Below are 11,916 nucleotides of genomic sequence, written 5' to 3'. Positions count from 1 at the left end.
GGATTTACATCTAAAAAAGCAATAAAATCTTCGTTTTCTGTAATTTTATAACAAGGAATTTCGCCGTTAATTATTTTGGTAAAAATAGAACTCATAATTTTAATTAGTCAATTAGATAATTAGTCAATTATTGGCACATTGGCACATTTTCTAATTGACACATTAAGTTAGTCACGAGTGATTTCTAAAACCTCAAATTTCAATACACCATTTGGTACAATAATTTCTGCAATTTCACCTACTTTTTTACCTAATAATCCTTTTCCAATAGGAGAAGTTACGGATATTTTTCCTGTTTTTAAATCTGCTTCACTTTCCGCAACTAATTTGTATTGCAGTTCCATTCCGTTAGATTGATTTTTGATTTTTACATTAGATAACACCAAAGCTTTTGACACATCTAAAGTAGATTCGTCAATAATTCTCGCGTTGGATACCACTTCTTCCATTTTAGAAATACGCATTTCTAACAAACCTTGTGCTTCTTTAGCAGCATCGTATTCTGCATTTTCTGACAAATCTCCCTTGTCTCTTGCTTCTGCGATAGCTTGTGACGCCTTAGGGCGTTCTATAGATTTAAGTTGGTCTAACTCGTCTTTTAAATGTTTTAATCCTTCTGCTGTGTAATAAGATACTGTGCTCATAACTTCATTAATTTATAAAATAGAAAAAATCCCACAACTATGGGATTCCCTTTTTGCAAAGATATAATTTATTTAACTATTTTTCGTTTACTATATTAGTTTGTCAAATATAAATAAATTAATTTTGATAATTCAAATAAATATTACAAATGAAAAGAATTTTTTACTTTCTTATTTTGTTTACGGTCTTTTTTTCTTGTGATAGGGATACACAAACCGATAATAACAACCCCTATTTGCCAAATTATTCGTTTGAAGTGATACTAAATATGAGTTTTCCTCAATATTCGGTATTGGCTTATCCGTCTAGTGCAGTGTATGTAAATTCTGCAGGAGCTGGAATTAGAGGTTTGATCGTTTTTAATGCGGGTAGTGGTAATTTTTTAGCTTATGATGCAGCTTGCCCAAATCAAGCATTAGCAGCTTGTTCTACCATGACTATTAATGGCATTAATGCCAAATGTCCTTGTGACGACGCCGAATACAGTTTGTTTACTGGATTGGCCGCCGGAAAACAATATCCAATGAAAGCGTATCGTGTACAAATGATCGATGCCACAACCATAAAAGTGTATAATTAATGTTACAATCCATATTTTCTTTTTTAAATAAAGACACAAAATCGTATCCAAAAGGTTCTATTCATTCTTTTATGGTGAAAAATTTACAAGGAAATGACTTCGATTTTTCCTCCTTAAAAGGAAAAAAAATCTTGGTGGTCAATACCGCTTCAAAATGTGGTTTGACACCTCAATATGAAAAATTACAAAAAGTTTACGAAAAATATAAAAATCAAAACTTTGAAATTATAGGTTTTCCAGCCAACAATTTTTTATGGCAAGAACCCGGAAATGCCTCTGATATAGAAAATTTTTGCAGTATAAATTATGGCGTTACTTTTCCAATGATGGAGAAAATATCCGTTAAAGGAAAAAATATCCATCCTATTTATGAATTCTTAACAAAGAAATCAAAAAACGGCTTAAAAGATGCTGCTGTAAAATGGAATTTTCAAAAATTTCTTCTTAACGAAAATGGCGAATTGGAAAAAGTAATTTCACCAAAAACCCAACCAGACGACAGAAGCATTACAGCTTGGATTGAAGGAAAATAAATTACCACTAAGTTTGTCATGCTGAAAGCATCTCTTTGTATTTTCACTTGTGCCTTGTTTTGCAAGAGACCCTTTCAGGGTGGCAAACGTCGTAAGTAATTTTTATTCTAAAACTTCAAATTCATTCCTACTAAGAAGTTGATTCCCGCTTGTGGATAAAAGCCAGCCCCTTCAATTGTGGAAATAGCTGGAGGATTACTAAAATCATCATTATAGGTATAAAAATAGCCGTTTGATTCGTAAGTTCTATCAAAAATATTGTTTACCAATCCAGAAAAAATGATTGATTTGATCCCTTTATTGATTTTCCATTCGTAATTAATATTTAAATCTGATGTGGTATAATCGGTTAAAACTGATTTTTCAGCATCAATATTTCCCATATATTGTTTGCCAATAAACTTGGTTAATAACGAAATTTGTAAAGTTTTAATAGGTGAATATGTTAAAGCGTTTCCTAAAACAATATTTGGAGAATAGGCAATATTTGTATTTCCTAAATTGCTTAAAATGCCGTTTCTTTCAAAATAAAAATCCTCATTTTTATTAGTGCTTAAAGTAATATTTGGTTGCAAGACTAATTTAGTGGCAATTTGTAGTGAAGATTCTATTTCTAAACCCGCACGATAACTTTTTCCACTATTTTCAAAAATCGGACTTCCAACATCATTTAAAGCACCAGTTGCGACCAATTGATTCTTGTATTTCATATAAAAGGCATTAATATTTACAACCGTTTTGTTACTTTTAAATTTATATCCTAATTCAAAATCATGTAAACGTTCTGGTTTTACACTGCTACTTTCATAATCATCTCTTCGTGGTTCTTTATTTGCAATTCCGAAATATCCGTAAATTGAGCTAACATTATTTAAAGTATATGTAATTCCAGCTTTTGGATTGAAAAAGCGAAAAGTGTCATTAACATCATCAAATTTGATGCTATTCGCTTGATAAAAAACCATACGATATTGTAAATCAGCAAAAACATTAAATTTTCCTATTTGCTGCGAAGCTTTTGAGTAGAAATTCACATCGTTTTTATTTCCAAAATTGTCGTAATATTTATTATTTTTTGGGACATATAATTGTGTCCAAACCACTTCACCAAAATGTTTTCCTTGATATTTATTTGCTGCTCCACCAATAATAATATCAGTGGTTGCAGTTTTATAATTTAATGAAAAAGTACTTCCGAAAAAGGCATTATCAAGCCAGCGTTTTCTTACTAAATCGGTAGCGGTATTTCCATTAAAGTTGGGCAACAAATAATCAGAAAAATTTTCGTCTTCTTTATATTGTTCAAAATAGCCTTTTCCTAAAGTATAATGCAACGCGATATTTGATTGCCATTTAGAACTTAATTTTTCATTCCAATGCAATTGAAAATGATTTTGCCAATAATTATCGGTTTCATTTCCGTAAAATTGAGTGTTCCCAAATTCATCTGAGTATTGCCCAGCCGAATTATACGTTCTATCATTTTTTATTTTTTCTTCATTTTCCAAACCATTCCAAGCTTGGTATGTTTTTTCTTTTCCGCCAAAAGCAATTGCTTTAATAATTGTTGATTTTGTAATATAATTGGCGTCAAAATAATAACCAAATAAATCAGAAGAAGCCCTATCAATAAAACCATCAGAGGTTATTTTAGAAATTCGAGCGTTCATTTCGAAATTATTGTGTAATCCTGTTCCGAAAGCTAAAGTATGCTTACGGGTTCCGAAACTTCCAAAAGAATTAGCTAATTCCGCATAATTATTTGGTTGTGAAGCTTTAGTTTGTAAATTTAAACTGGCACCAAATGCACCCGCGCCACTTGTAGATGTACCAACACCACGTTGTAATTGAATGCTTTCCAAAGAAGAGGCGAAATCAGGTAAATTTACAAAATACGTGCCTTGACTTTCGCTATCATTAAACGGCACACCATTTAAAGTTACGTTAATTCGTGAACCATCTGCACCACGAACACGCATATAGGTATAGCCAATTCCTGCACCGGCATCTGTTGAAGTAACGACAGATGGCAAATAATTTAATAGAATGGGAATGTCCTGACCTAAATTTCTTGGCGCAATTTGTGTTTTAGAAACATTTGTAAAGGTGATTGGATTTTTGTCTTTTGCTCGTACGCCAGAAATTAAGACTTCTTCAATTGATTTTACAGAATCTTTGGGTTGTTCTTGACTGTAAGAAAATAGAGAAAAGAGAATAGAAAATAGACTTAATTTATAAAACTTTTGCCTTTTGCCTTTTGCCTTTTGCCTTTTTAAAAATAAATTCATACTTCGTAAATTAATACGAATAAAAGGGGTAATTACTCTTTGTTAAAAATAATTAATAAAATGATTTTGAGAATTTAGTTTCTGAAACTAATGCAGAAACATGTGTAGTTCTCGGTATTCCTTGGCAGCATTACCCGCCCAGGTTCTATGGGTATAATCTCAGCCTGAAAAACAAGCACCCCTTTGAGATGTTGCAAATATAGGAATTCAATTTCAAAAATCAATGGCAATTTCAATAACAATTTTTTATTGGAACACAGATTTGAGAAATTTTTTAATTTGTGTTATTTTAATCAGTTAAATCCATTTAAATCTTCGAACCCATCTCAATTAGAAATCTAATTTTTTTCTTCCGGCTTTAATTTCGCCAGCTTTTTTCTTTTTTTGTATGCGTTTTTCGTTGGCGCCTTTCGAAATTTTAGTTGCTTTTCTAACTTTAGGTTTTGCTAACGCTTTTTCTAACATATCAAAAAAGCGCTTGATGATAATTTTTTTATTTTTGAATTGACTTCGGTCTTCATCGCAAGTTAAAATCAGTAAATTTTCTTGGGAAATTTTTGTTTTTAGTTTGGTATGAAGTAGTATTTTTTCTTCCTCATCTAAACCTTGAGAAGTTGCGACATCATAAATTAGCACTATTTTAGATGATACTTTATTTACATTTTGTCCGCCAGCACCACTGCTTCTTACGGCTTTAAAATTTAGTTCAGATGTAATAACCAATACTTTCACTATAAAACAGAATTGCTATCTAAATTATTTGGTTGATGTGCGGGTTTTAGTAAATCGTTGACTTTTTTAACTGGATTAAAGGTTTCAATTGGGACTTCCACAAAAATAGTAGTCCATTTTGCCATCGCGCCATTCCATAATCCAGGCAATTCAAACGCCTTTATTTCTTTACCATTTTTTGTTTTTTCAGTAATAAAAGCAGTTTTTGGATTGACAAATTTATTCAAATCAAATTTATTTCCTTCAAAATCTTTGATGCTACAAACAATATCAACAGGGTTAAAATGTGTAGAATTTTTAAAAACAGCTAGTTGATTTTCGTTCGTTGAATCAATTTGAGACAATTCTACTATTTGTAAATTGCACCGCCCTTTTTCATCTTGAACCCAAAACGGACCGCCACCAGGCTCGCCTTCATTTTTTACCATTCCGCATACGCGAATTGGTCTGTTTAAAATTTTAATTAGATACTCTTTTTGGTAATCAAATTCATACATTTTGAATTCATCAGGCAAAGGAAAAGACATTTTTGTTTCAATGAAATTAATAATTTCTTTGAAGTTTTTCTCGTTCATTTCGTTTTTTTGAAACTTTTTCAATGCAGCATCTACTTCCTTTTTTGTATGTAATAGAATACCGCCTAATAATTTTTTATGAGTTAAAATAACTTCTCGATTGTTTTGAGAAACATTGTCTATATTTCTTATAAAAACAATATCAGATTGTAATTGATTTAAATTTTCAATTAAGGCACCATGTCCACCAGGGCGAAAAAACAATTCGTTTTCAGGAGTTCTAAAAGGGGTGTTATCTGCATTAACAGCAATAGTGTCCGAAGTTTCGGTTTGATACGAAAAGGTGATTTCTAAATCTTTATATTTATTTGTAATTTTTAGAAAATCGTTTTGAAATTCTTTAGAAATCGTAAAATGTATTTTAGCTTTTTGGTTTGGCTTTTTATAAAAGTCGGTTTCAAAAGCATGTTCGTCAATTGGTGTTAAAATCTCATCATTTCGATAGTGAAATGGTAAAATTCCTTTTGGTTTATTGGTAAAATTTAATCCTTTTTCAGTCAATAATGTTTTTACAATTGCATAAATCTTTTGATCAGAATTATAGTTTGCGTAATCTGTGAAGGTTTTTTTAGTTTTTTCTTTTAATTCGTCATAAAACGGAAAACTTCTTAACCCCACAATAAATAATGATAAATCTCTTTCTTTATTAAGGTTTACATAGGAATTTATAGTGTCTTTTTCAGGATCAAATTTTGTTAAAAATTCATTTAACGATTTAAACATTCTTGTAGCAGCGCCACTTGCTGGTACAAATTTTTCAATGGAATAGTTGTCTTTATATGTATCGAAATAGGCACAAAATTCTTTAATTTCTTGTTCTGAAAATTGAAAAATTCCATCGTTTATAGATGCTATTTTTAGTAAGTTAATAGTTGGAATTCCGTTTTTAAAATAATGCAATTGTTGCATAATTTTTTCTAAAGAATTCCCTCTTTTAACTATTTGTTGTAAATCTATTTCGCTAAATATTTTTTCCATTCTATATACGCTAAGACTGCTAAAATAGTAAAAATAATGTATTGTAGGGCAATAATATATAGTTGTCTGTCAAAAAATATATAAACGGCAAACGTATTGCCAACAATCCAAAGTATCCAGTTTTCAATTTTTTTAAGTGCCATATACCACATTGCTGTGAAAAATAATGAGGTAGTAAAAATGTCTAAAAAGTTGTTTACTTGTAAGGTATGTTCAAAAAAGTTATAAATAAACACACAAATTACAGCAGTAATTATGAAAAGAAATATCCCAATAATTTTTTCTTTAGTGTTAGTTCTAGAAATAGAAAGGGCTTCGCCGTTTGTGATTTTTTTCCACTGATACCAACCATAAACGCTCATTATGGAGTAGTAGATGTTAATGCTCATATCTGCATAATAATTCGCGTGAAACATAATATATACTGATAATATGGTGCAAATAATTCCGGTTGGATAAACTAAAATATTTTCTTTTTTAGCAAAATACACGCTTAAAATACCGAAAATAAAAACGATAATTTCAATGGCAATTTGCCAATTCGGAATACTTTTATATTGATGGATGATGGTTTCGTACATTTTTAATTCGTTAAAGCACAAACAAAAGCATAATCTTCTATTTTTTCAAACTGAAACTGAAAATCTTCGGTTTTGTTATTAAAAATTAATTTTGCGGCACCTTTTCTGTCTGATAATTGAAAAGGCAATTCGAAAATATGTTTTGGAAAGCTAATACCTTTTTCATTCTTTAATTTAAAAATACTTTCTTTGACGCCCCAAATTATAGTCGCTTTTGTGATTTTATCAACTTCAGATAAATTTTCTATTTGCGAAACATCCATATATCTTGAGACAATTTTTAATGTTTTTTCTTTACACTTTTCTATATCAATTCCAACTGGTTTGTTGCTAATACAAATGCACGAAAAGTCATGAGAATGAGAAATTGAAATGTATTTTTTAATCTCACGCTCAACAATTTTGTCTTTTGACTTTTGACCCTCTACTTCTAGATGCGGTTTCCCGAATGCATCATAAAACAAATCAAAATCTGTTAAATTAATATGTTGAAGTAACATTCTTACTGCCAAAAAACCTTTTTGATGCGGAACAGACTGCATATTTTCTACCCTTGATAAAGAATTTTTATTAAGTAGCGCCTTTTCGTAAAACCAGGTAATATCTTCGGAAATTTTCCAAAAATAGGCAATTGTGTGTTCGTTTATATTTAATTTTTTATAAAAAGGCATGCTTAAATTTAATTTATCAGTTTTTATTTTCTTGTCATTCAGTTGTTTAAAGGTTTGAACAAAACTTAATTAGTTAAAATTAATTTCAAATTTGAAACTAATATTGTACCTTTGCACTCGTAAATAAAAAATAAATATACAAATATAATGAGTACAAAAACAATTCCTTACGTACCATACAAAGTTAAAGATATTTCTTTAGCAGCATGGGGAAGAAAAGAAATTTTATTAGCAGAAGCTGAAATGCCAGGTTTAATGGCGCTTAGAGAAGAGTTTGGTGCAAGTCAACCCTTAAAAGGAGCACGTGTTGCAGGATGTTTGCACATGACAATACAAACAGCTGTTTTAATTGAAACATTAGTAGCTTTAGGAGCGGATGTTACTTGGTCTTCTTGTAATATTTTCTCTACTCAAGATCATGCTGCTGCTGCAATTGCTGCTGCTGGAATCCAAGTTTATGCTTGGAAAGGTATGAATGAAGAAGAATTTGATTGGTGTATTGAGCAAACGTTATTCTTTGGTGAAGAGCGTTCGCCTTTAAATATGATTTTAGATGATGGTGGGGATTTAACAAATTTAGTATTTGACAAATTCACCGAATTAGTTAAAGGAATTAAAGGTTTATCTGAAGAAACTACAACTGGCGTTCACCGTTTATACGAAAGAATGAAAGCCGGAACTTTATATATGCCAGCTATCAACGTAAACGATTCAGTTACTAAATCTAAATTTGATAACAAATATGGTTGTAAAGAATCTGCAGTTGATGCGGTTCGTAGAGCAACGGATACTATGTTAGCGGGTAAAAGAGTAGTAGTTTGTGGTTACGGAGATGTTGGTAAAGGTACCGCGGCTTCTTTCCGTGGCGCGGGTTCTATTGTAACGGTTACTGAAATTGATCCAATTTGTGCCTTACAAGCTGCAATGGATGGTTTTGAGGTTAAAAAATTAGATACAGTAGTTGCAACTGCAGATATTGTAATTACTACAACCGGAAATAAAGACATTGTTCAAAGTCGTCATTTTGAAGCTATGAAAGACAAGGCTATCGTTTGTAATATTGGACATTTCGATAATGAAATTGATATGGCTTGGTTAAACGGAAATTTTGGTCACACTAAAAACGAAGTAAAACCACAAGTTGATATCTATACAGTAAACGGTAAAGAAGTTATTATTTTAGCAGAAGGACGTTTAGTAAACTTAGGTTGTGCTACAGGTCACCCAAGTTTTGTAATGAGTAACTCATTTACTAACCAAACGTTAGCACAATTAGAGTTATGGGAAAATAGCGCGAACTACAAAAATGAAGTATATATGTTGCCAAAACATTTAGATGAAAAAGTAGCGGCTTTACACCTTTCAAGATTAGGAGTAGAATTAGAAACATTACGTCAAGATCAAGCAGAATATATTGGTGTTGGGGTTCAAGGGCCATTTAAACCAGAATATTACAGATATTAATCTAGACTTATTAGAAAGTTAGATTTTTAGATAATTACAAAAACCCTTGCTGAAAAGCGAGGGTTTTTTTGTTAATTTTTTGTTAATTTTCAATTCTACATTTGTAGAGTAAAAAAATCGTTCTATGTTTGTAGAGTTAATTCTAAATTTGTAGAAAAAATGACATTATCAAACACAGAAGAACAATTAATGGAGCATCTTTGGAAGCTAGAAAAAGCTTTTATGAAAGACTTATTAGAAGTTTATCCAGAACCAAAACCAGCCACTACAACTGTTGCTACTCTTTTAAAACGAATGATTGATAAAAAATTCGTGGCGTATAAAGAGTATGGAAATTCAAGAGAATATTATCCATTGGTAAAAAAAACAGATTATTTTTCTAAACATGTCAATGGACTAATTAAAAATTTTTTCAATGATTCTTCTTCACAATTTGCTTCTTTTTTTACAAGAGAAACCAATTTAACAGAATCTGAATTGGAAGAATTGAAAAAAATAATAGATGTTGAACTTCAAAAAAAGAAAAAATGATTGACTTTTTATTAAAATCATCTATCAGCTTAATTGTGTTTCTTGGTTTTTATTATTTGATATTAGAACGAGAAAAAATCCATAAGTTTAATAGATTTTATCTTTTAGTATCTATTTTAATTTCATTGATAATTCCATTTGTCACTTTTGAATTCATCGAATTCATCGAAACTGCTCCAGTCGTTCAGTATGCTGAACTAATAAATATTGAGAAAACAACGGTAGTTTTAAATCAAACCCCGAAAATCGAGAAAGTAATAACTGCTCAAGAATCTATAGATTATTTACCTTATGTGTTTTGGAGTATTTTTGTATCAATAAGCTTGATTTTTTTATTTCGATTTAGTAAAAATTATTTCAAACTAATTGTAAAATCAAAAATAAATCCAAGTGTAAAATATAAAAATGCGAATTTGATTTTGTTAGACGAAAAAATACTTCCTCACACATTTTTGAATTTTATATTTGTCAATTCTGAGGATTTTAAAAATAAAAATATTGAAGATGAGTTATTTGCACACGAAATGGTGCATGTAAACCAAAAACACACTTTAGATATTTTATTTATTGAGTTTTTGAAAGTCCTATTTTGGTTTCATCCGCTTTTCTATTTATATAAAAAAGCCATTCAATTAAACCACGAATTTCTTGCCGATGAAGAAATTGTAACCACATATAATAATGTGCCTTATTATCAGAATTTATTATTACATAAAAGCAGCGGCAATACAACAATTTACTTAGCAAGCAATTTAAATTACTTAATCACTAAAAAACGGTTACTTATGATGACAAAAAACACTTCAAAAAAAATAGCACTTCTTAAAAAAGTAGCAACTATTCCAATCTTAGCAGGCTTAATTTACTTTTTCTGTATAGAAATCATAGCTCAGGAGAAAGTTGTTGGAGTTAAGCAATTTAAAAAGAAAATTGTAAATCAAATTACTACAAATGAGCGGGAAGTTAAATATCTAACTTATAGAGTTTCTGACGAGGAATATTATAAAGATGTTATCTGCGTATATTATGAAGGTATAGATCCAAGTATGCATAATCATAAAAAATGGCCAGTAAAAAACCTGCTCTTTTCAAAGAAATATCAAGATTTAACTAAAGAAGAATTAGAAAAGTTGCAGTTTTTAAACTTTCGTCAAAAGCCAACTATAAAAAAGTCTCCTACTAAAAAAGAAGTAAATGATTTTCTTAATGTAAATAAATATGCTATATGGATAGATGGTGTAAATGTAAATAACTCAAAATTAAATTCATACAAGCCCTCAGATTTTGCAAGTTTTAGTGGTAGTGTAATTTTAAAAAATGCTAGAAGTAAAAAATATCCACAACCTTTTCAATATTGGTTTTATACTCACAAATACTATAAAGCTCAGAATATGGATAAATGGTTAAGTAGATATGGAGGAGATTCAATTGTTATGTGCTCAAGTAAAATGAAAGACAATAAACTTCTAAAAAATGAAAAAATGATTATCGTTATTGATGCGGGTCATGGAGGAAAAGATCCTGGTGCAAAAATTGATGAAGAACTTGAAAGTAAAATTGTAGAAAGTATTGCAAAAAAAATTAAAGCATTAAATAGCAGCGAAGAATTAAAAATTATTTTACTTCGTGAAGATGATAATTTTGTCAGTTTAAGCGATAGAGTAAATAAAATAAATCAAATTAATCCTGACTTGCTAATTTCATTACATTTGAACGCTTCGAAAAACCCTAATGAGAAAGGGGTAAATGCTTTTATTTCTAGTCAAAATGGGTTTTATGACAAGTCGTTAGAAAAAGCAAATAAATTAATTGAGAAGATATCAAATAATAATTTAGCTAAAGGTGGAGTTAAAAATGCTAATCTTTATATTATCAAAAATTCAAAATGTCCAGCTGTTTTGCTAGAAGTTGGCTATTTATCTAATGAAAATGACAAAGCATATATTACAAGTGAAAACGGAAAAGATGAAATTGCAAAAAACATCTTAAAATTATTACGAGAATAGTAATTTATAAAACGAATAATTTAAATTAGTTTTGACTAACAAAAATCCCCAATCTTTCGGTTGGGGATTTTTTAGATATTACTTTTCACAAAAAAATCCCAAAAACCATATTGGAATTTGGGATTTTATTTTTTTGTCTTTTTAGATTTATTACGCTTCGAATGGAAGTATAGAAACCCAAGATTTGTTCTCACCTTTTTTCTGGAATTTTACAACTCCATCTACTTTAGCATGTAAAGTATGGTCTTTTCCCATGTAAACGTTTTCACCTGGGTTGTGTTTTGAACCTCTTTGTCTTACAATGATATTTCCTGCAATAGCAGCTTGACCAC

The 11,916-nt window shown here is 30.0% G+C and carries 13 protein-coding genes and 1 riboswitch; of the genes, 5 read left to right on the top strand and 8 right to left on the bottom strand.

Features of this window, described 5'->3' with window-relative positions; all coding sequences use genetic code 11:
• Positions 1-95: HIT family protein (locus ACIQ2I_RS04885; protein ID WP_396181311.1), on the bottom strand; the 95-nt coding region annotated here is incomplete at its 3' end.
• Positions 96-167: 72 nt separating this feature from the next.
• A complete protein-coding gene (greA, locus tag ACIQ2I_RS04880; protein ID WP_396181310.1) occupies positions 168-644 on the bottom strand; it encodes a transcription elongation factor GreA in 477 nt (158 codons plus the stop codon).
• Between the two features lie 149 nt (positions 645-793).
• On the opposite strand from greA, the gene ACIQ2I_RS04875 reads away from it, so the two are divergent.
• A complete protein-coding gene (locus ACIQ2I_RS04875) occupies positions 794-1,225 on the top strand; it encodes a hypothetical protein (RefSeq protein WP_396181308.1) in 432 nt (143 codons plus the stop codon).
• Complete coding sequence (locus tag ACIQ2I_RS04870) at positions 1,225-1,758, top strand: glutathione peroxidase (protein WP_396181307.1); 534 nt, start codon at positions 1,225-1,227, stop codon at positions 1,756-1,758. The genes ACIQ2I_RS04875 and ACIQ2I_RS04870 overlap by 1 nt, the downstream gene beginning before the upstream one ends.
• A 107-nt stretch (positions 1,759-1,865) precedes the next feature.
• Here the strand turns inward: ACIQ2I_RS04870 and ACIQ2I_RS04865 are convergent, their stop codons facing one another.
• From ACIQ2I_RS04865 to ACIQ2I_RS04845, 5 genes are all read right to left on the bottom strand, one after another.
• Positions 1,866-4,046 carry a TonB-dependent receptor gene (locus ACIQ2I_RS04865; protein WP_396181306.1) on the bottom strand — a complete coding sequence of 727 codons (2,181 nt, stop codon included), beginning with the start codon at positions 4,044-4,046 and terminating at the stop codon, positions 1,866-1,868.
• Positions 4,047-4,146: 100 nt separating this feature from the next.
• Positions 4,147-4,239, bottom strand: a riboswitch (TPP riboswitch).
• A gap of 137 nt (positions 4,240-4,376) precedes the next feature.
• Entirely contained in the window at positions 4,377-4,778 is a 402-nt protein-coding gene (gene arfB / locus ACIQ2I_RS04860) for an alternative ribosome rescue aminoacyl-tRNA hydrolase ArfB (RefSeq protein WP_396181305.1), read from the bottom strand.
• Positions 4,778-6,331, bottom strand: a complete 1,554-nt coding sequence (locus ACIQ2I_RS04855) for a DUF4301 family protein (protein WP_396181304.1) — start codon at positions 6,329-6,331, stop codon at positions 4,778-4,780. The genes arfB and ACIQ2I_RS04855 overlap by 1 nt, the downstream gene beginning before the upstream one ends.
• Positions 6,307-6,912 (bottom strand): nicotinamide riboside transporter PnuC, encoded by a 606-nt coding sequence (gene pnuC / locus ACIQ2I_RS04850; protein ID WP_396181303.1) that lies wholly within the window; start codon positions 6,910-6,912, stop codon positions 6,307-6,309. Before pnuC ends, ACIQ2I_RS04855 begins: the two co-directional genes overlap by 25 nt.
• 2 nt (positions 6,913-6,914) lie before the next feature.
• Complete coding sequence (locus ACIQ2I_RS04845; RefSeq protein ID WP_396181302.1) at positions 6,915-7,583, bottom strand: 4'-phosphopantetheinyl transferase family protein; 669 nt, start codon at positions 7,581-7,583, stop codon at positions 6,915-6,917.
• 147 nt (positions 7,584-7,730) lie between these two features.
• Here ACIQ2I_RS04845 and ahcY point away from each other — a divergent pair, with 147 nt between their 5' ends.
• The 3 genes from ahcY to ACIQ2I_RS04830 all read left to right on the top strand — a co-directional run bounded on the left by ahcY (position 7,731) and on the right by ACIQ2I_RS04830 (position 11,584).
• Positions 7,731-9,047 (top strand): adenosylhomocysteinase, encoded by a 1,317-nt coding sequence (ahcY, locus tag ACIQ2I_RS04840; protein WP_396181301.1) that lies wholly within the window; start codon positions 7,731-7,733, stop codon positions 9,045-9,047.
• A 159-nt stretch (positions 9,048-9,206) separates the two neighbouring features.
• The gene (locus ACIQ2I_RS04835; RefSeq protein WP_396148172.1) at positions 9,207-9,578 is read left to right on the top strand and encodes a BlaI/MecI/CopY family transcriptional regulator; all 372 of its coding nucleotides are present in this window, start codon (positions 9,207-9,209) and stop codon (positions 9,576-9,578) included.
• Positions 9,575-11,584 (top strand): N-acetylmuramoyl-L-alanine amidase, encoded by a 2,010-nt coding sequence (locus tag ACIQ2I_RS04830; RefSeq protein ID WP_396181300.1) that lies wholly within the window; start codon positions 9,575-9,577, stop codon positions 11,582-11,584. Before ACIQ2I_RS04835 ends, ACIQ2I_RS04830 begins: the two co-directional genes overlap by 4 nt.
• A 150-nt stretch (positions 11,585-11,734) precedes the next feature.
• Here ACIQ2I_RS04830 and ACIQ2I_RS04825 read toward each other — a convergent pair.
• On the bottom strand, positions 11,735-11,916 hold a 182-nt coding region (locus ACIQ2I_RS04825; RefSeq protein ID WP_396181299.1), incomplete at its 5' end, for a 50S ribosomal protein L27.

This window comes from Flavobacterium sp. (genome assembly GCF_044368995.1).
GTDB lineage: Bacteria > Bacteroidota > Bacteroidia > Flavobacteriales > Flavobacteriaceae > Flavobacterium.
This window is presented reverse-complemented; position numbering and strand designations above follow the sequence as displayed.